This window comes from Saccharopolyspora erythraea NRRL 2338 (assembly GCF_000062885.1).
GTDB classification, from domain to species: Bacteria; Actinomycetota; Actinomycetes; order Mycobacteriales; family Pseudonocardiaceae; genus Saccharopolyspora_D; species Saccharopolyspora_D erythraea.
This window is the reverse complement of the sequence record NC_009142.1, coordinates 423988-444152: the sequence shown is the minus strand read 5'-3', so window position 1 is coordinate 444152 and position 20165 is coordinate 423988. Positions and strand designations below refer to the sequence as shown.

The following is a 20165-nucleotide window of genomic DNA, read 5'->3' as shown; positions in this document are numbered from 1 at the left end:
CACCGGTGGTCGCCCGGCCCCGCCGCGCGGCCAATTCTCACCGATCAGTAATCCGGCGGTTGCTTGACCGCCACTTCCACCCGAAGCGTGCCATGGGTCCGGCGCAGCACAAAGCCGCCCGGCAACGCATGTGGTCCCTGTCCCTTCCAGTGGCCGACCAGCGCGTCGGCGGCCCGGAGGTGGGCGTCGGACACCTCCCGGACACCTTGGTCGAGCAGCCAGCCGCGCAGGACCCGGCGCCGCACCGCGGGCGGGCCGGCCGACAGGGCCGCGGCGTCGAGCGCGTCGCCGTCCTCGACCCGTTTCCGCACGTCGGCGGCCACCTCGTCGAGGGCGTCGGCGTCCTCCCGCAACTGCACCGCGGTGCGCGCCAGCGCGGAGGCCACACCGCCCTGGAGGACCTCCTCCAGCAGCGGGAGCACCTCCGCGCGCAGCCGGACGCGGGTGAACTTCGCGTCCGAGTTGTGCGGGTCCTGCCACGGCCGCAGCCCGAGCGCCTCGCACGCGGCCAGCGTCGTGTCCCTTGTCACGTCGAGGAAAGGCCGCAGCCACGGGAGGTCGACCGGGCGCATGCCCGCGATCGACCGCGCACCCGATCCCCTGCCGAGCCCGAGCAGAACCGTTTCGGCCTGGTCGTCGCGGGTGTGCCCGAGCAGGACCGGCGCGCCGGCGGGGCGGGCGGCATCGAGCGCCGCGTAGCGAGCCCGCCGCGCGGCGGCCTCCGGACCACCCTCGCGACCGATTTCGACCGGCAGCACGCGGACGACGTCGCACCCCAGCTCCTCCAACTGCTCCGCCGCCCGGCTCGCCACGTCGGCGGAGCCCTCCTGGAGCCCGTGGTCGACGACGAGACCGTGCACGGCGATGTCCCGCCGCCGGGCGACGTGCGTGGTGGCGGCCGCGAGCGCCAGCGAGTCGGCGCCGCCGGAGCACGCCACCGCGACCGCGCCGAGCGGCGCGGACGGCGACGCCTCGGCGGAGCCGAGGAGCCGCCGGACGGCGGCTCGCGTGGCGGTGACGGCGGCGGTGGGAGGCACGGCGTCATTGTCGCGCGGAGCGCGACGGCGCCGGATCGGCGCGGCGGCGGAGCGCGGCGGCGGAGCGGCGCGCCGACGGAGTCGGCGTGGCGGCGGCGGCAGGCGCGGAGCGGCGTGGCGGCGGAGCCGACGCGTGGCTGCCCCGGAGCGCGGGGGCGGAGCGGGCGGCGGCGTAGTCGACGCGCCGACTGAGTCGGCGACGGAGGCTGGCGGCGGCACGCGCGCAGCGGCGGAGCGGCGGCGCAGCCAGCGCGCCGGCGGAGTCGGCGGGCGTGGCTGGCGCGGAGCGGCGTCAGCCGTGGACGCGGCGGAGCCAGGTGGCGGGAGCGGTGATCTCCGCGCGGGTCGGCAGGTGGTCGGGCGCGGCCCACACGGCGTTGAAGCCCTCCATGCCGACCTGGTCGACGACGTGCCTGGTGAACGCGGCGCCCTGGGCGTACTGGTGGATCTTGGCGTCCACCCCGAGCAGGCTGCGCAGGATCCGGTCGAGCAGCCCGCCGCCCTTGCGGCGCTCGGTGAAGCGCTGCCGGATGGTGGCGACGCTGGGCACCACGCGCGGGCCGACGGCGTCCATCACGTGGTCGGCGTGGCCCTCCAGCAGCGTCGAGATCGCGATGATCCGGTCGAGCGCGGCGCGCTGCCGCGGGGTCTGCAGCAGCTCGATCACGCCCAGCACACCGGGACTGGAGTCACCACCGCGACCGGAGCGCACCTCGCGCACGACGGCGGGCAACCGGCCGAGCAGGTCGCTGGTGGTTCCCTCCATCTCGGAGAGCAGCGTGCCGAGCGAGGCGGCGAAGTGGTCGCGCAGCCACGGCACTGCGGTGAACTGCAACCGGTGGGTCGACTCGTGCAGGCAGACCCACATCCGGAAGTCCTCGCCCGGCACCTCCAGCGCCTGGTGCGCCGCGACGATGTTCGGCGCGACCAGCAGCAGCCTGCCGGGCTGCCCGCTCGCGGTCGGCCCGAAGGGGTCGTACTGCCCGAGCACCTTGCCGCCGAGGTAGGCCAGCACGATCCCGGCCTGCACGCCGGCTCCCCGGGTGCTGATGCCGCCCAGCAGGTCGAGTCCCTCGCGTTGCACGCCGTGCGCGTTGGACAGCGCGGCGTCGGTCAGCTCGGCGAGCCCGTGCGCCGCACCCCGAACCCAGTCCGGCCGGTCGACGACATCGCCCTCGAGCACCGGCAGGTGGGTGCCGAGCCCGGTCAGCTCGCGGACGTGCGTCTCGGCTTCCACGCTGTAGCGGCGCAGCGAGCGCACCGCCTCCTCCGCCTCCGAACGCGGTACCTCGGGGCCCGGCTTCATCAACCGGATGGCCGTGCTGATCGCGACGTTCCAGTCCAGCGCTCGGTGGTCCGCGGAGGCCCCGGGCCGCGGTGGCAGGGTCGACGAACGCGCATTCACACGCTCGACCGTACCCCGCCGCGACGCGGGGGCATACCGCACGATCAGTCGCAGCCGCAGTCGCGCAGGGCGATGGCGAGATCGTCGAGAGCGGGCCGGGCCTGCGCGGACATGGTGCCGTTGGACATCAGCGCGAACACCAGCAGCCTGCCGTTCTCGGTGACGACGGTGCCCGCGAGGCTGTTCGCGCCGTCCAGCGTCCCGGTCTTGGCCCGCACCCAGCCGCGTCCGGAGCTGTCGGTGTAGCGGTCGTGCAGGCTGCCGCTGCCCGCGGCCACCGGCAGCCCCGGCAGCAGCGCGCGCAGCTTCGCGCTCTTGGGCTCGAGCCCGCCCTCCGGCCCCGCGGGGGCGGTCGCCGCCGCCAGCAGCGAGCCGAGCAGCTGCGGGGTGACGCGGTCGTCCAGCGAGAGGCCGCTGCCGTCGACCATCGTGTTGCCCGAGAGGTCGAAGCCGTTGCGCTGGAGCACCTCGCGCACCGCCTTGGAAGCCCCCGCGAAGGACGGCTCGTTGCCGGTGGCGATCGCGACCTCCCTGGCCAGCGCCTCGGCCAGCACGTTGTCGGAGTGCTGGAGCACGATCTCGGCCATGTCCTGCACCGGCGGGGACTTCACCTCGCCGAGGACCTGCGCGTTCACCGGCGCGTTGCCCTCCTGGACGCTGCCGGTGCCGAGCTTCGATGCCAGCCGCTGCCCCGCCTGGAGCGCGGGCGTCTGGGTGCGCGGGCTGGTGTCCTTGGTCGGGTCGGCGCGACCGCCGTTGAGCATCAGCGGCTCCATCGGGGCGACGTAGCCCGCCTGGACGTCCTCGGGCAGCCAGCCCGGCGCCATCTTCGGCCCGGAGTAGCGGCCGACGTCGACGTAGATGCGCGAGACGGACCCGCCGGTGGCCTTGCGGACCTGCTCGGCCAGGTCGTCGATGCGCGCCGCCCCGGTGTAGACGGTGTCCTCGCCCGGCCCCAGGGTCGACAGCGTCGGGTCGCCGCCGCCGACGAGCACGACGCTGCCCGGCTCGGGACCGCGCACCACCTTGGTGCTGAAGCGCTGCTGGTGGTCGAGCGCGAGCAGGGCGGCGCTCATGGTCAGCAGCTTCCCGGTCGAGGCCGGGGTGAGGGCCTGGCCTGGGCTCTGCTGCCACACCGGCGCGCCGGTCTGCGCGTCGATGACCGTCCCGCCGAACGTGCCCAGCGCGGGGTTGGCCAGCGGACCGGCCAGCGCGGCCGACACGCGCTGCTGGCGGGGCAGCGGGGCGCCGTCGTCGAGCGGCTTGATCGACGGCTGGAGCCGGACCGGTGCAGGCGGCTCGGCGATCTGCGCCTCGGTCAGCGCGCGCACCAGCGCCGGGCCGAACGCGATGCCCGCGCCGAGGCCGACGACCAGCAGCAGGGCGACGGTGATCAGCGTCCCGCGGCGCTTCCGGCGCTTGGCGGGCGCGGCAGCGGACGGCTCGGCTGGTGGCTCGGCGGGGTGCGGCTCCGGGGAAGCCTCGGGCGCCGGCTTGGCGACGGGCTGCGTCGCGCCGGGAACGTACGACTGCTGGGCGGGCGCGGGCGGCGGCTGGTGGGTCGGTGCCGGGGCCTGCCGAGTGACGTCAGGCGGCTGCGGAACCTGCGGCGCTGCCGGCGCCGGGGCCGGCCCGGTCAGCCCGGCGAAGTCGTGGGGCTGCGCGGTGCGCGCCGACGACGTGTCGAAGTCCTGCGGCTGCGCGCTCCGCGGCGGACTGCTGAAGTCGGGTCGCGCGAACTGCTGCGTCTGCTCGGCGGAGCCGGGCGGCGGCACCAGCGGGATGCGCTGCGTCGGCGGACCGTCGACGCTCGGAGCCGCACCGACGGCGGGGATCCGCATCGTCGGCGGTCCCTGGTCGAGCTGCGGCGACGGCTTCGAGGGCCCGGGGTCGGTCGGCGGACCGGCGTCCTCGCCGCTGGTGGCCTCGGCGGGTTCCTCCCGCTCCGGCTCGATCCGCTGGATCTGCTGCGTCTGCTCGATCCGCGGGATCCACTGCGTCTGCTCGACCGGGCGGAACTGCTGGGTCTGCTCGACGCTGCGCTCCGGCGGGGCGGCGGGACGCTGCTGCTCGGGCTCGACGGCCGGAGCCTGCTGGTCGGCGGCCTGCTCGGACTCCTCGGGCGCCTGCTCGGACTGCTCGGGCTCGGCTGGCGCCGCCTGCTCGGCTTCCGGCGCTGTCGCCTGCTCGGGTTCGGCGGGGGCGGCCTCGGGCTCACCGGGGGCGGTGAGCCCGGGTTCCTCGACCGCGGCCTGCGCGGGCTCCTCGGCTGCGGGCTCCGCGGACTCTTCGGCTTCCTCAGCCTGCTCGACCGGCTCGCGGGTCTCCGGCTCCGCCTCGACGCGCTCGTGCTCGTCGGTCGGCCACTCGTCGGCGTCCCGCTCGGCAGCGGTCCCAGCCTCGGCGGCAGTCTCGGTCCCGGCGGCTTCGGTCTCGGCGTCCTCGTCGGCGACAGCCTCCGGCTCCTCCGGGGAGGGGGCTGCCTCGGCCTGAGCGGGCTCGTCCTCAGCGGCCTCCGAGTCGGGGGTCGGCTCGGCGGTCTCGGCCTCGTCGGACTCCGGCTCGGAGGACTCGGACTCCGGCTCGGGGGAGTCGGACTCGGTAGCACTGGTGGTTTCGGCTGCCGCGGAGTCGGCCGTCTCGGGCTCGGCCGCAGTGTCAGCGGCCTCTGCTTCCTCAGCGGCCTCTGCTTCGTCAGCGACCTCTGCTTCCGAGGACTCGTCTTCGGCTGGTCCGGTCTCCGAAGCTTCGGTTTCGCCTGCCTCGGATTCGGCTTCCCACTCAGCGGTTCCGGACTCGGATGTCTCGCCGTCCTCGTCCGATTCGGGCTGAACGGTCCCGAGTGCGACGGTGTCAGTCGAGGAGGTCTCGGACTCCCCGGCCTCGTCGTCCGCTGCCTCGGTCTCGTCAGCCGTCGAGTCGTCAGCGGTGACCGACTGATCCGCGGCGTCGGCGTCCTCACCGGCCGCGGTCTGGGCGTCCTCGCGCTCCCCGGCCGACGACTCGTCGGCTTCGCCGTCCTCCGCCGAGCCCGCATCCTCGGACGCCGCCGACTCCGTCGGCTGCTCCTCGGACGCGTCCGCCGACTCGCCGGCGTCCGCGGCGGACTCCGCCGCCTCCGCGGCCTCCGCCGGCTCGTCGGTCTCCGCGTCCTCTGCCGCCTCGGCGGAGTCCGCACCGGAGTCGTCGGCCTCGTCGCCGGAGTCCTCCGGCTCCGTGGTGGCCTCGTCGGACCCGCGCTCTGCTGCCTCGCCGGACTTCCCCGCCTGGTCGGACTCCACAGCGTCGTCCGACTCCCCGGACGCGTCGGCTTGTTCCGACTTCCCCGCTTCTTCCGACTTCTCGGTGTCGATCTGGCCGTCTATGCGGCCGCTCATCGGTCCGTCCATCCGGCCTGTGAGCTGACCGGTGAGCTGACCGTTCATCGGCCCGCCGGCCGTGAACTGGCCCTTGAACCGCCCACGCAGCTGACCGCCACCATTCGCGGAACCAGATTCGCCCGCCTCCGAGTCAGCCCCCTGGTCGCCGGCTCCGGCGGCCTCCCCTTCAGCCGCGTCATCGTCAGCGGCCGTCCGGTCGTCGTCTCCGCCGGTCGTACCGGAGGACTCGCCTTCGTCAGCGGACTTCTCCGCGTCGTCGCCGCCGTCCTCTTCCGCACCCGCCGCTTCGCCGCCCGCCGCATCCGCAGTCACGTCGTCCAGCGTCCCGGTCCGCGTCTGCGTCTTCGCGCTACTCGCGCCCGAAGCCGTGGCGTCACTCGCGCCCGCACCCGTGGCGTCCGCCTGCGGTTCGGCTTCGGGTTCGGACACCTCACCCCTGGTCGTCTGGGGGTCGGGCACGTGTTCCTCCTCGACGGATCGCTGCGGGCGCCCCGGGAGGGCCTGCCTCTTCGCCCGCACGCGTTACCACCTGGACGAGTGACCAGCGATCGGGGCACCGGTACAGGCGGGAAACAGCCTCTCAGATGCGATGTCTCGCACTGCGGTGGGGCTCGGCGACGCCGCGTGGTCCACACTAGACGTGGCCGCTCGCGCGAGCGGGTGGTCGCATCCGACGCAAGACGAGTGAGGAACCGCGTGGACTTCGACGTCACGATCGAGATCCCCAAGGGGAACCGGAACAAGTACGAGGTGGACCACGAGACGGGGCGCATCCGTCTCGACCGGACGCTGTTCACCGCCACCCAGTACCCGGCCGACTACGGGTTCATCGATGACACCCTCGGCGAGGACGGCGACCCGTTGGACGCCCTGGTGCTGGTCCAGGAGCCGACGTTCCCGGGCTGCCTGATCAAGTCGCGGGCCATCGGCATGTTCCGGATGCGCGATGAGAAGGGCGGCGACGACAAGGTCATCTGCGTTCCCTCGGACGACCCCCGCCAGGAGCACCTGCGCGACATCCACCACCTGGCCGAGTTCCACAAGCTGGAGATCCAGCACTTCTTCGAGGTGTACAAGGACCTGGAGCCGGGCAAGAGCGTGGAGGGCGCGACGTGGGTCGGCCGGACCGAGGCCGAGGCCGAGATCAAGCGCTCCTACGAGCGGGCGAAGACCCAGGGGCACTGAAGACGTCCCGGTTCGCCGCCGCATCCGAAAGAGCCCTCACCTGCGACAGGTGAGGGCTCTTCCGCTTTTCGGGGCCGCGGTCCCCAGGAGTTGTCCACAGAAAGGTGAGTTGTCCACAGGCCTGTGGACAACTCACCGCCGTGTGTCCGGTACCGCGCTCAGTCCAGCCGGGTGTCCCGCAGGAACCAGGTCAGCACGAAGGCGACGCCGACGACGCACGCACCGACGAAGAACACCGTGCCCATCGCGCTGGCGAAGCCTTCCAGGACCGGCCGGGCCAGGCGCGGGTCGAGGTGGTACAGGAACGACGTGTCGTTCAGGTCCGGCGGTGCCCCGCCGCGCATCCCGGCCAGGAAGTCGCGGTTCGCCGGGTCCGCCAGCACCGCCGGGTCGCGCAGCGCGGCGGTGAACTCCGGGCTCACCGCCGCGGCTCGCATCGCGTCCGCGATGCGCCCGCCGACCGTCGAGAACAGCACCGACAGGAACACCGCGGCGCCGACGGTGCCGCCGGTCTGGCGGAACAGGTTCACCGACGCGGTCGCGACGCCGAGGTCGGTTCGGGTCGCGTCGGCCTGCACCACCAGGGTCAGCGTCTGCATCAGCAGGCCCAGCCCCAGGCCCATCACGACCGCTATCAGGCCGACCTGCACCAGCGATGTGTCCGCGGTGAGGCGGCTGAACAGCAGCAGCGCGACGGTCATGATCCCCGAGCCGATGACCGGGAACGGCTTGAGCCTGCCGGTCTTCGAGATCGCCCTGCCCGCGATGGTCGTGGAGATCATGATGCCCGCGGTCATGGTCAGCATGAGCATGCCGGCCGCGGTCGGGTCGAGGCCCTTGACGATCTGCAGGTACAGCGGCATCGACATCAGGCCGCCGAACATGCCGACGCCGACGATGAAGTTCAGGACGTTGCCCATCCGGAACGACGGCAGCCGGAACATCCGCAGCGGCAGCAGCGCCTCGTCGCCCATCCGGCGTTCGGAGACGACGAACAGCACCAGGCCGACCGCGCCGATCGCGTACATCGCCAGCGAGGTCGCCGAGCCCCAGCCCCACTCGCGGCCCTGCTCGGCGACGGTCAGCAGCGGCACGAGCATCACGACCAGCGCGGCCGCGCCCCAGTAGTCGATGCGGTGGCGGACCCGCTCGGTCTCGACGTTGAGCACCTTGGCCACGACGACCAGCGCGATCAGGCCGACCGGCACGTTGACCAGGAACACCCAGCGCCAGCCCGCGAACCCGAGGAAGCTGTCCATCCCCGCGAACAGGCCGCCGATGACCGGGCCGACGACGCTGGACACGCCGAAGACCGCCATGAAGTAGCCCTGGTAGCGGCTGCGCTCCCGCGGCGGGAGCATGTCGGCGATGATCGTCAGCGCCAGCGACATCAGTCCGCCGCCGCCCAGGCCCTGGATGGCGCGGAACGCGGCCAGCTCGTAGATCGAGTTCGCCAGCCCGCACAGCACCGATCCGAGCAGGAACAGCGAGATCGCCGCGAGGTACAGCGGCTTGCGGCCGTAGATGTCGGAGAGCTTGCCGTACAGCGGCGTGGTGATGGTCGCGGTGATCAAGTAGGCCGTGGTGACCCATGCCTGCGCGGTCTGGCCGTGCAGCTGGTCGGCGATGACCCGGATCGCGCTGCTCACGATCGTCTGGTCGAGGGCACCCAGGAACATGCCCAGCATCAGTCCGGTGAGGACGGTCAGGATCTGCCGGTGCGTCAACCTCACGCCCGGTGGCGCGGGTGCGGCCCGTTCGGCCGTTTCCGACATCAGTTCTCCCCTCTCGGCGCCGTTTCCGGCGCATGGCCGACGAACGGCCGTTGCTCCAGCACCGCCGTCAGCAGTTGCGGCAGTGCGCGCTCGTACTCGTCGACGAAACGGCCGAGCAACCGGGCCAGCTCGGCGCGCTCGGCGCCCGGCCACGACTCCAGGAGCCGGGCGAGCGTCTCGTCTCGGCGTCGCCGCATGTCGGCGAGCCGTTCCCCGCCTTTCGCGGTGATCGCCAGCGGGCAGGCGCGCTTGTCGTCCGGGTCGACGGTCCGCTCCACAAGACCGTTCCTGACCAGCTGCGACACGTGCCTGCTGATCGTCGACGGGTCCGCGTGCAACGCCTCGGCCAGTGCGTTGGACCGCAGCGGCCCCTCCGTCGCCAGCAGCTTGAGCAGGATGTAGCCGACGCGGTCGGCCCCGTGCCTGCTCGCGTGCGCTTCGAGGTGCCCAGAAGCCCGGGCGAGCCTGCCCAGCGCGTCGGCCACTCCGCTCGCGTCGGCGAGCAGCCGCTCGCGCTCTTCCCCCGACCCCAGTGCATCCACCCCCGGCGAGCGCAACCGATTTGATTGCAGCAACCAACTAGTTGCTGGACGCAAGCATGCATCGCACGGACGGGCGCGGGCAACTCAGTTCTCTGTGCGCTTGACCACTCGGCCCGGATGCCGCCGAACGGCCCAATCTTCTTTGCTTGCAATGCATTTCCGCCCGAAGCGGTAAGTGTCCGCGCGATCGCGGAGCGCGTGCGCGACCGTAATTCAACAAGTGTTGATTTCCTGCCCGCCGCGGGGTTACCTTTCGGGCATGGCACCCACCGGAGGGCGCCGCAGGCACGAGGAGGCGGCCATGAGCACCGTCGAGACCACCACCGGCCAGGTGCTCGACCTGAGCCGGATCGACGCGGGCATGGGCGAGGTCGTCGGCGGCAAGGCCGCCAACCTCGGCGAGCTGCTGGCCGCCGGAGTGCGCGTACCGCCTGGCTTCTGCCTCACCACGCGCGCCTACGACGAGGTCTGCGCGGCAGCCGTCGGCGACGCCCTCGACGGCCTGCCCTCGACCGCCGCCGAGATCCGCGACCGGCTCACCGGCGTCGAGATGCCCGCCGCCCTGGCCGACACCGTGACCACCGCCTACGCCGCACTCGGCGACGACGTGCCGGTGGCGGTGCGCTCGTCGGCCACGGCCGAAGACCTGCCGCACGCCAGCTTCGCGGGCCAGCAGGACACCTACCTCAACGTCATCGGCGCGTCCGCGCTGCTCGACGCGGTGCGGCGCTGCTGGGCCTCGCTGTGGACCGACCGCGCGGTCGCCTACCGGGAGGCCAACGGCATCGACCACCGGGCGGTGAAGCTCGCGGTCGTGGTGCAGCGGATGGTCGACGCGCAGGTCTCCGGCGTGCTGTTCACCGCAAACCCCGTCACCGGAAACCGCGGGGAGACCGTCGTCGACGCCAACACCGGGCTCGGTGAGTCGGTCGTGTCGGGCGCGGTGAACCCGGACCACTTCGTCGTCGACACCGCGACCGGCGCGGTCCTGACCAGGCAGCTCGGCGACAAGGCCGTCAGCGTCCGGCCGAAACCGGGCGGCGGCACCGAGACCGTCGCGGGCAACGGCTCACCGACGCTCGACGACGACGCCCTGCGCGCGCTGACCGCAGCGGGTGCCGCCGTCCAGCGGCACTACGGCGCACCGCAGGACATCGAGTGGGCCGTCGACGCCGCGGGAACGCTCTGGGTGACCCAGGCCCGGCCGGTCACGACCCTCTTCCCGCTGCCCGCCGAACGGCGCGACGGCGTGCGCGCGTACTTCTCGGTCAACGTCGCCCAGGGCGTGTACCGGCCGCTCACGCCGATGGGCGCGGCCGTCCTGCGCGGCCTCGGGGTCGGGTTCATGCGCCGCGTCGGACTTCCCGTCGACCGCGACTCGCCGCCGGTCTGGCGGCAGGCGGGAGGATGGGTGTTCTTCGACATCACCGACGTGGTGCGCCACCCGGTCGGACGCCGCGTCCTGCCGAAGCTGCTGGCGATGATGGAGGTGCGGACCGGCAAGGTCGTCGACGGCATGCTCGACGATCCGCGCTTCGCGGTGCGGCGCGGGTCGTCGCTGCCGCTGTTGCGCCGGTTCGCGGGCATCGCGGCGCGACTGCGGGTGCCGGTCGCCGTCGCGCGCACCCTCGCGAGCCCGGCGAGCGCCCGCGCCCACGCTTCCCGTGTCGCGGACGAAATCCGCCGGGAACTGGCGCGCCCGCATCCGTCCGGCACCGCCGAGCGGCTGGCGCACGCGCGGCGCGTCGTGCCCGACGTGGTGGTGCCGCGCGTGGCCGGCCTGATCCCGAAGCTGTTCACCGGCATGAGCCTCAGCAAGCTGATGCCGTCGGTCCTGGGCCCGGACGTCACGGCCGAGGAGGCCCAGATCCTCCTGCGCGGCATCCCGCACAACGTCACCACCGAGATGGACCTCGAGCTGTGGCGGCTCGCGCAGTCGGTGGAACCGGGCACCACGGCGGAGGAACTGGCCGAACGCTACCGCGAGGGACGCCTCCCGGGTTCGGTGCAGGCGGCGCTGGAGTCGTTCTTCGACCGGCACGGGCACCGGGCGGTCGCCGAGATCGACGCCGGGATGCCGCGCTGGGCGGACGACCCGACGCAGGTCCTCGGCCTGGTCGCCAACTACGTCAGCTCCGCGGGCGGTGGCCACGCGGCCGACGAGCAGTACCGGCTCGGGGTCGCCGAGGCGGAGGCCAAGGCGGCCGAGGTCGTCGGCCGGCTGCGGCGCACCAGCCCGCTGCGCGCCCGAGCGGCGGCGTTCACCATCGACCGGATCCGCGGCATCGTCGGCATCCGCGAGATGCCGAAGTACTGCATGGTGCTGGGCGTCGCCCACGTCCGCCGGGCACTGCGGGCAGTGGGCGCCGACCTGGTGGCGTCCGGACGGCTCGACGCCGTGGACGACGTCTTCTTCCTCGACTTCGACGAGGTCGAGGAAGCCGTCACCGGTGCCGACCTCCGCGGACTGGTGACCACCCGGCGCGGGACCCACGAGCGGGAACTTCGCCGCAGGCACCTGCCGCGGCTGCTGCTGTCCGACGGCACCGAGCCGGAGGCCGCGATGCTCACCGAGACCGCCGACGGCGTCCTGACCGGCACTTCGGCGTCGGCGGGGACGATCACCGGCCCGGCCAAGGTGGTGCGGGATCCGGTCGGGGTCGAACTGGCGCCGGGCGAGATCCTGGTCGCGCCGTCCACCGATCCGGGCTGGACACCGCTGTTCCTCACCGCGGGCGGTCTGGTGATGGAGATGGGCGGACCGAACTCGCACGGCGCCACCGTCGCCCGGGAGTACGGGATTCCCGCCGTCGTCGGGGTGCCGGCCGCCACCGAGCGCATCCGCACCGGCGACCGGATCACCGTGGACGGCTCAGCCGGGACGGTCGAGTTGCCCGGCGCCGCCGAGGAGAGCGCCGCGACCTGACGAGCGGTTCCGGCCGACGGTCGTGGGGCATCGTCGGCATGGGATTGCGGTGTCACGCACCCGACTCGCGGAGACCTCCGCCGCATGTCCGCCGCCGGACAGGCCCCGGGCATGACGATGGCCCCCGCCTCCTGGGCGAGGGCCATCGATCGGCACGCGATACCGGCGCCACGGGTCCGGCGATCAGGCTCCGATGTTGCCGCTGAGCGGGCCGTTGGCCAGCACGTTGCCGGCGGCCTTGTGCACGCCCGTCGCGTCGGGGCTCTGCCCGGTGGCGTCCGCGAGCGTGTGGGCGACCGCGACCAGCGGGCCCGCGGTGCTCCGGCCCATCGGGTGCTGGACCGGGGTGGACTGGTTCAGCGCGTCGCCGACCACCGGGGTGCTGCCGTTGCTGGTGCCGAGGGCGTCCACGGCTCCGCCGACCGGGCCGCCGAGCGGGGAACCGCCGCCCTCGCCCATCAGCGGGTCGATCACGCCGTTGACCGGGTTGGGCGAGGTGCGGCCCGCCGGCATGTTCACCGGGAGCTGCTGCCCGTGCGGCAGGACGCCGCCGACGATGTCGAACGGGGAGGCGGTCTTCGGGGTGGCCACCTGGCCGACCAGCGGGTTGAGCACCCCGCCGACCGGGTCCGTGCTGTTCAGCTCACCGGCCGGGCCGAGCGGGTGCGGGGTGTCCGAGCGGCTCGCGGTCGGGCTCGCGGGCACCACGTCGCCGACCATCTTGTGCGCGCTCTGCAGCGCGCCCGTGAAGTTGGACGTGGCGAGGACGGTGTCCTTGCCCTGCACGGGCATGTCGATGCCGAACTCCGGCATCTCGGCTGCGGTGGCGGCGCCGGCGAGGCCGGCTACGCCGGCGCCTCCGGCCAGAACTGCGGCCGCGGCGCTCAGGCTGCGTTTCATCGCCTTGCTCCTTTCCTGCACAGGCTGATTCCTGTGCGCTCCGCGGGAGATTACGGACAGATCAACGACCACGATTCAGCGATCACACGAGCGTGAAAAATGAACGGTCCGTGATCGACATACCGGAACTGCGCCCCACCTTCGAGCGATAAATAAAAATGCGACTACTGTCCGAGCGCGCCCAGGACGTCGATCCGCGGCGGCGACGTCACGCCATGCTCGGCTCGCAACGCCTCCACGGTGTCGGCGAACTCGGCGTAGGCCAGCGCCTCGTCGTCGAACCGCCGGTAGCGGCCCACCCGCAGCTCGACCGACTCGTACTCGCGCTCCAGCGAGTCCGCGGTCTGCTGCAGCACCGCGCCCCGCTCCCGGAAACGTCCGTGGCCCGCCAGAGCCGCGGCGATCGCCACCACCAGGCTCAGCGCCACCGCACCCCACCTCATGTCCACGATGGACACCGACAGCGCGGTCGTGCACGCCGCGACCACCGAACCGGCGATGACGACGCCCTGGAACGCGCCGTCCCGGCGCCGGTGGCCGCGGGCCTCGGCCCGGTAGCGCTCGATGACCTCGGGCAGGTGCGCCCGGTAGTGCTTGCGGACGCCGAGCAGGTCCTCGGAGCCGAACTCGTCGAGGAGCTGCTCGCGGAAGGCCAGTTCCATGGCGCGGACCTCCTGCTCCATCCCGCGCACCCGCAGGTGCTGCGTGTAGAGCAGTCGCGCCGAGAGCACGACCGAGATCAGCGTCGCGACCGCCGCGGCGACGGGCAGCGGCCGGGGTCCGGATAAGGCGAACCACCAGACCGTCGACGCGATGAGGCACGGGTTGGCCGCGCAGGCCCACACCAGCAGGAACCGCTTCACCAGCCCCGACCGGTACAGCTGCTCCGACCGCTCGGCGATCCGGCGTTCCCAGTCCTGCGCCCGCGGATTCTCGGTTATCACGCCGCTGCCGATGATGCCCGCGGCGTCCACTTGGTCCATCACTTCGATCCTTCCGGCGCGTTGCGGTGATCGGACTAGACCCGCGCGCCGCCGGCGATCGGCCGCCAGGTGATTGGTCGCGGTGGCGCTGCGGGAGGAGTCGCTCCATTTCGGGGACTGCCTGACTAGTCACTGTGTCAGCGCCGCCGATCTCACGGAAATCAGATCGGGAAGCAACCGAATTCATCACCCGTCCGTATGAAAGATCGACGGCAATTCCCCACCGGGAGAGTGAATTGTGAGCGATGACGCGACGACCGTGCTCGTACCGGCGGCACGCCGGCGCAGACGCCTGCGCCGGGCGCTGCGCGCCTCCGTGTTCACCGCCACCGCGCTGCTGCTCGGCGCGGTCGGCGCGTTCGCCGTCGGCTACGCGGTGTGGGAGGTGCCGGACCCGAGGGCCGTCGCCACGGGCACCCAGCAGTCGATCGTGCTCCAGTACGCCGACGGCACCGAGATGACCCGGATAGTGCCCGGCACCGGCAACCGCACCATGATCGGCTCCCTCCACGAGGTCTCGCCCGCGATGCGGCAGGCGACGCTCGCCGCCGAGGACGCCTCCTTCTACAGCAACGGCGGCTTCGACGTGCTCGGCATCGTGCGCGCCGCCTACGCCCAGCTCACCGACAGCCCCGGCGGCGGATCGACGCTCACCCAGCAGTACATCAAGCTCGCGACCGGCGAGGACGAGCACACCTACACCAGGAAGTTCAAGGAGATCGTGCTCTCCGCCAAGATGACCAACGAGCAGCCGAAGGACGAGATCTTCAAGGCATACCTCAACACCGCCTACTACGGTCGCGGTGCGTGGGGCGTGCACGCCGCCTCCAACGCCTACTTCGGGAAGCTGCCGCGCGACCTCGACGCCTCGGAGGCCGCCGTGCTCGCGGGCGCGGTGCAGAAGCCGACCGAGAACGACCCGCGGGTCAACGCCGCGCAGGCCGCGAAGCGCTGGGAGTACGTCGCCGACCAGATGCTGGCCAACCACATGATCACCGGCGAGCAGCGGCGGCGGATGGCCGTGCCGCCGACGCGGGAGCGGTTCGCCTGGCGCGGTGAGGAGATGTCCGGGCCGCTGTTCCACATCCGGGAGCGGGTGCTGGAGGAGCTGGAACGCGACGGGCTCACGGCCCGGGACATGCACCGCGACGGCAACACCGTCGTCACCAACATCGACCGCGACGCCCAGCGCGCGGCGGAGGAGGCCGTCGCCGCGATGACCGAGGGCAGGAGCCAGAACCTGCGCTCGGCGCTGGTGTCGATCGAGCCGGGAACCGGCGCGATCCGCGCTTACCACAGCGGCGACCGGGAGATCGGCGGCTTCGACTGGGCCAGGGCCGCGCAGCCGCCGGGGGCGGCGATGCAGCCGTTCGTGGTCGCGGCCGGGCTGATGCGGGGGCACGGGCTCGCCGAAACCTACGACGGCACGTCACCGCACGAGATCATGGGCGCCACCTACCGCAACTCCGGCGTCGACTGCTCGCGCACGTGCACCGCGCGGATGGCGATGGCCGAGGCGTCGGAGACGGCCTTCGTCAACATGGCGGCGAAGTTCGGCCCGGCGGCCGTGCTGGACGCGGCGCAGCGCGCGGGGATGCGGGTGGACACCGGGGACGACGGGCGGCGGGTCGGCCTCGGCATCGCGACCGGCGACTACCCGGTGAGCACAGTGGACGTGGCGCGCGGTTACGCGACGCTGGCCGCCGGCGGTGCCGACCACGAGCCCCGCTTCGTGCGGCGGGTGCTGGACCGCACCGGCAACGAGGTCAGGTCCTTCGAGCCGGAGCCGCGGACCGCCTTCGGCGACGACCCGGAGATGAGCCGGGATGTCTCGGGCAACGTCACCGAGTCGCTGAGTTGGAGCGCGTGGGGGACGAACTGGGCGCTGGACGGCAAACGCCCGGTGGCGGTCAAGAGCGGGATCGCCCAGTTCGGTGGCTCCCCGGACGAGGCCGTGACGGCGTGGACGGCCGGCTACACGCCGCAGATCGCCACCGCGGTGTCGCTGAGCGCCAGCGACGAGCGCGGACGCCCGCAGCCGGTCGTCGACGCGACCTCGTCCCAGGCGGGGGACGTGCTGACCGGCCCGACCTGGCAGCGGTTCATGAACGCCTACCTCGCGGACGAACCGGTCGAGCCGTTCCCGGACTTCGGGCCCGTCGGCCGCTACGCGGAGCCCAGCGGTGTCCCGTTCCCGCCGGTCACGACGTCGGTTCCGCTGCCGCCCCTGGCGGACCGATAAGGGCGCGCTTCCGGGCCACGCTCCATTTCCTGGGTTCACGCCGCCATCAGTCCTCATAGGACGTTCAGTCTCGGCCCAGCAGTGCCGCGAGGAGCGTGTTCCGGAGCCAGGACTCGTAGTCGTCGTAGGACCAGCCGGCCTCGGTGACGAGACTGTCGTGGACCCCTGCGCTCATCAGGGCCACCGCGATGTCGGCGGCCCTGGGGTCGACGCGAAGGCCCGACTCGCGCACGCGGTCGACGATCATCTCCACGCCGAGGCGGTTGCGGCGCTGGGCCTCGGCCTGGGTGGCCGCGATGTCGGCATCGACGGCGGCACCGGAGCCCATGATCGCGACGATGTCGCCGCAACGCTCCCTGACCTGGCGGCTCACCCTGGCCAGCAGGCCGATCAGCGCCTCGGGGTCGGCCATCGCGTCCGCCTCGGCCATCAGGTCGGGGATGCCCGCCTCGTCGTCCAGCAGGTCGACGAGCCCGGTGAGCACGCCGGCCTTGGAGCCGTAGTGCGCGTAGATCGTCTGCGGAGCGACGCCCGCTTCCTTGGCGATCAGGCGGATCGGCGTGCGGGCGTAGCCGCGTTCGGCGAACAGCCCGCGCGCGGCGGTGAGGATCGTGCGCAGCGTCAGCGCCTCGCGCCGGTCCCGCAGCCGGACGATGCCGGGAAGGTCCGCGGGCATGTACCCTCCATAGTTAGAACGTCGTTCTAATAAGTAGACCGTTGCTCTAACCTAACAGGGAGCGCAGAACCGTGACAGCAGTGGACGAGGTGCTCACCGAGATGGCGCGCGCGTGGAACGCCGGCGACGGCACCGCATGGGCGGCGAACTTCGCCGAGGACGCCGACTTCGTCGACGTGGTCGGGCGCGTGCAGCGCGGCCGGGAGGTCATCGCCGCGGAGCACCAGAAGATCTTCGACACCATCTACCAGGGCAGCCACCTGGAGATTCGGCAGGTCGGCAGCCGTCCCCTCGACGACCGCACCCTGCTGGTGCACACCGCGTCGACGCTGCGCGTCCCCGCAGGCCCGCGCGCCGGCGAGTGGCACGCCATCCAGACGAAGGTCTTCCGCGACGGCCGGATCCTGGCCTTCCACAACACCGGCCGCGTGGACCTGGCCGACTTCGCGCACCACGACGAAGCCCTGGCCGACCGCGCGCCCCAGGAGTGGGGCCAGATCGCGTCGGGCTGATCCCCTCAGCCGGTCGCGGGCGGGATCGGCAGGGTGTGCGTGACCGCGGACGCCCCGTCGATCAGGTGAAGCAGGAACGAAGCCGGGTCCGCGTGCAGCGGGGGCACGTCTTCGCCGGTGGTGAAACCGATCTGGATGTGCGTGCTGGGCGCCGTCGTCAGCGTCGCCCCGGCGAAGTCCGCCACCACGGCGCGGTGCACGTGCCCGGCCAGCACGCGGGCGACGTTGCGGTGGCGGGCGATCACCCCGGCGAACTCGGCGGCATCCTCCATGCCCATACCGTCGAGGTACGGGATGCCGACCGCGACCGGCGGGTGGTGCACGCAGACGACCGCCGGAACATCAGGCCTGCGCGCCAGAACGTCGTCGAGCCAAGCAAGCTGGTCCGCACCCAGCCGGCCACCCGGCGACCCGGGCATGTGCGAATCGAGCGCCACGAGGGTGAAGCCGGGGTAGTCCACCGCATAACGCGCTTCCCGCGCACCGCCCAGGACGTCCGTGCCGCCGAACACCTCCGCCAGCCCTCGGGGGTCGTCGTGGTTGCCCGTCGTCAAGTGGACCGGAACCGGGAAGTCAGCGATCACCGCGCGCACGGCTTCGTACTCCTGCCGATGACCACCGTCCGCCACATCACCGGTGATCACGACGCAGTCGGGCAGCCTGTCCAGAGCTCGGACGCAGTCGAGCCCCCGGCGCAGCCGCTCCACGGACTCGTCACCCTGTGCACCGGTGGTGGTGTGCGGGTCGCTGAGATGCGCGATGGCCATGGTCATCCCCGCATGTTCCACGGCACCAGCCATACCCGGCAAGCGATCATGCCGCAGGCGAACGCGCGGACCGCGTTTCGGACCACAACGGCGTCACATTCGGCACCGAGATGCAAAAAACCGCAGGCCACAGCGGGTGGCCTGCGGTTTTCGAGCGAGCCGCCTTGGGGAGTCGAACCCCAGACCTACGCATTACGAGTGCGTCGCTCTAACCGACTGAGCTAAGGCGGCGTTGCGCGTCCGAGTGTAGCGGGCGGCGTCCGGCGGCCTCGCACGACCCCTCCTCGCAGGCCACCGCTGCACGGGTGCGCGCACGTCGGCGAACGGCGCGTTACCGGGCGCAGGCGTGGTCGTTAGCAGACGTAGTGACCCCGGTCACTGCGCACGCTGCGATCGGAAGGATGCCGGATGCGACCAAGCCGCCCGATGCGTCACCGCCCGATGCGCCGCTTGGCGGTCTGCACGACGGCGTCGCTGGCCGTCGCCGGGCTGAGCCTGCCCGCCGCGCTCGCACCGGAGGCGCTGCTGTCGGACGCGCTGGCCCAGGAGTCGACGTTGCCGACGACGCCGCGACCGTCGCCGCACGACCCGACGCAGCCCCCGGAGTCGGTGCCGGTGCCGCAGCCGGGTCCGATCGTGGCCGACGCGGGCACCGGCATCGGCATGATCCGCATCCTGCCCAAGACGGTTCCCACCGGCACGATCCTCGACAACCCGGCTTTCGAGGAGTCCCTGCCGAAGCAGGCCCTCGCCGAGCTGGGCATGGGTCTGGCCAGCGCGCAGGCGAACTCCGGCGCGTACCTGGCGCACGAGCGCGCGGTGGCCGACGCCCAGCCCTTCGGGTTCGCCGTCCAGGGCAAGGCGCCGCGCTCACCACTGTCGCTGAGCCAGACCGCGGTGCCCGACCACGCCGAGCCGACGGTGAACGAGCTCCAGCCGCCGGCCTCGCCGCTGGACGGGCTGGTCAAGCTCGGCGTGCTCGAAGGCAGCGCGCACGCCCGGTGGGACAAGGTGCTGGGGCCGTGCGTGGAGCCGATCGCCGATGCCAGGACCTCGCTGGCCGGCGTGTCGGCGGGTAACGCGCTGCCGTCGTTCCCGGCCGAGCTGACCGGCCTGACCGGTGCGGCGGGCGGCGCGTCGCTGCTGAACGTCCCGAACGCGATGCAGGCGCACTCGAACGTCCGGCTCGTCGACGTTCCCGGCCAACGGGGCAAGGCGGTCCGGGCCACCTCGCGGATGAGCGTCGCGAGCGTCCGGTTGTTCGCCGGAACCGACCGCGAGCTGCGCATCGACGTCATCAGCGAGCCGACGCTGACGGCGACCTCGACCGGCGATCCGATGACGTCCACTGTGGAGTACCAGGCGCCGGTTCTGCGGATCTCCCAGGGCGGCGAGGAGATCGGGACGATCGATGCCGCCAAGCCGCGGATGGACCTGCCGTTCGACCCGCGCAAGCTCGATCTCGGCGTCGTGCGGCTCAGCATCGGCGAGCTGCGCCAGGACGTCGTGGGTTCCGAGGTGCGGGCCGGGGCGCGGATGTTCGACCTGCACATCCTGCCCGCGGACCGGCTCGGCATCCCGACCTCGCTGGCGCAGATCTCCTTCGGCGAGCAGGTGGCCAGGGCAGGCGCGCCGGAAGGCGGAGTGGTCTGCGAAGCCGCCCCGGCGACCAACCCCGATCCCGCGCCGATCGCGGAGGGTCCGAAGGCGCCGCCGCTCGCGCTGACCAGCGGCGCCTACTCCGCGGTGCCGCTGTTCTGGACCGGGACGGCGATGCTGCTGCTGGGCACGATCCTGGTCGCCGCCATGCCGAGACGCCGGAACTGACGAAACGA

General features: G+C 72.6%; 14 protein-coding genes and 1 tRNA gene. 5 read left to right on the top strand and 10 right to left on the bottom strand.

Features of this window, described 5'->3' with window-relative positions; all coding sequences use genetic code 11:
- Window positions 1-44: 44 nt before the first annotated feature.
- The 3 genes from tilS to dacB form a co-directional block, all read right to left on the bottom strand.
- Window positions 45-1037, bottom strand: a complete 993-nt coding sequence (gene tilS, locus SACE_RS01935; RefSeq protein ID WP_009946441.1) for a tRNA lysidine(34) synthetase TilS — start codon at window positions 1035-1037, stop codon at window positions 45-47.
- A 292-nt stretch (window positions 1038-1329) separates the two neighbouring features.
- Window positions 1330-2442, bottom strand: a complete 1113-nt coding sequence (locus tag SACE_RS01930) for a zinc-dependent metalloprotease (protein ID WP_009946443.1) — start codon at window positions 2440-2442, stop codon at window positions 1330-1332.
- 44 nt (window positions 2443-2486) lie between these two features.
- The gene (gene dacB, locus SACE_RS01925) at window positions 2487-6281 is read right to left on the bottom strand and encodes a D-alanyl-D-alanine carboxypeptidase/D-alanyl-D-alanine endopeptidase (protein ID WP_009946445.1); all 3795 of its coding nucleotides are present in this window, start codon (window positions 6279-6281) and stop codon (window positions 2487-2489) included.
- Window positions 6282-6518: 237 nt separating this feature from the next.
- Here dacB and SACE_RS01920 point away from each other — a divergent pair, with 237 nt between their 5' ends.
- Window positions 6519-7007, top strand: coding sequence for an inorganic diphosphatase (locus tag SACE_RS01920; protein WP_009946447.1), 489 nt, complete (start codon window positions 6519-6521; stop codon window positions 7005-7007).
- Window positions 7008-7165: 158 nt separating this feature from the next.
- On the opposite strand, the gene SACE_RS01915 is transcribed toward SACE_RS01920, so the two are convergent.
- Both SACE_RS01915 and SACE_RS01910 read right to left on the bottom strand, forming a co-directional pair.
- Window positions 7166-8782: an MDR family MFS transporter gene (locus SACE_RS01915; protein WP_009946448.1), complete on the bottom strand. Its 1617-nt coding sequence runs from the start codon at window positions 8780-8782 to the stop codon at window positions 7166-7168.
- Entirely contained in the window at window positions 8782-9324 is a 543-nt protein-coding gene (locus SACE_RS01910) for a MarR family winged helix-turn-helix transcriptional regulator (RefSeq protein ID WP_009946449.1), read from the bottom strand. Before SACE_RS01910 ends, SACE_RS01915 begins: the two co-directional genes overlap by 1 nt.
- A 259-nt stretch (window positions 9325-9583) precedes the next feature.
- Here SACE_RS01910 and SACE_RS01905 point away from each other — a divergent pair, with 259 nt between their 5' ends.
- Window positions 9584-12250, top strand: a complete 2667-nt coding sequence (locus SACE_RS01905; protein WP_011873040.1) for a PEP/pyruvate-binding domain-containing protein — start codon at window positions 9584-9586, stop codon at window positions 12248-12250.
- Between the two features lie 183 nt (window positions 12251-12433).
- Here SACE_RS01905 and SACE_RS01900 read toward each other — a convergent pair whose 3' ends face one another.
- Window positions 12434-13150, bottom strand: coding sequence for a hypothetical protein (locus SACE_RS01900; RefSeq protein ID WP_009946451.1), 717 nt, complete (start codon window positions 13148-13150; stop codon window positions 12434-12436).
- A gap of 164 nt (window positions 13151-13314) precedes the next feature.
- Window positions 13315-14133, bottom strand: a complete 819-nt coding sequence (locus SACE_RS01895; protein WP_009946453.1) for an SLATT domain-containing protein — start codon at window positions 14131-14133, stop codon at window positions 13315-13317.
- Window positions 14134-14371: 238 nt separating this feature from the next.
- On the opposite strand from SACE_RS01895, the gene SACE_RS01890 reads away from it, so the two are divergent.
- Window positions 14372-16375, top strand: coding sequence for a transglycosylase domain-containing protein (locus tag SACE_RS01890; RefSeq protein WP_011873039.1), 2004 nt, complete (start codon window positions 14372-14374; stop codon window positions 16373-16375).
- A 64-nt stretch (window positions 16376-16439) separates the two neighbouring features.
- Here the strand turns inward: SACE_RS01890 and SACE_RS01885 are convergent, their stop codons facing one another.
- A complete protein-coding gene (locus tag SACE_RS01885; protein WP_009946456.1) occupies window positions 16440-17051 on the bottom strand; it encodes a TetR/AcrR family transcriptional regulator in 612 nt (203 codons plus the stop codon).
- 71 nt (window positions 17052-17122) lie between these two features.
- On the opposite strand from SACE_RS01885, the gene SACE_RS01880 reads away from it, so the two are divergent.
- Window positions 17123-17563, top strand: a complete 441-nt coding sequence (locus SACE_RS01880) for an SgcJ/EcaC family oxidoreductase (protein WP_011873038.1) — start codon at window positions 17123-17125, stop codon at window positions 17561-17563.
- A 5-nt stretch (window positions 17564-17568) separates the two neighbouring features.
- On the opposite strand, the gene SACE_RS01875 is transcribed toward SACE_RS01880, so the two are convergent.
- A complete protein-coding gene (locus tag SACE_RS01875; protein WP_011873037.1) occupies window positions 17569-18336 on the bottom strand; it encodes a phosphodiesterase in 768 nt (255 codons plus the stop codon).
- A gap of 151 nt (window positions 18337-18487) precedes the next feature.
- Window positions 18488-18561 (bottom strand) — tRNA-Thr (locus SACE_RS01870).
- 177 nt (window positions 18562-18738) lie between these two features.
- Here SACE_RS01870 and SACE_RS01865 point away from each other — a divergent pair.
- Window positions 18739-20157, top strand: a complete 1419-nt coding sequence (locus SACE_RS01865; RefSeq protein ID WP_231849905.1) for a hypothetical protein — start codon at window positions 18739-18741, stop codon at window positions 20155-20157.
- The last annotated feature ends 8 nt before the right edge of the window (window positions 20158-20165 follow it).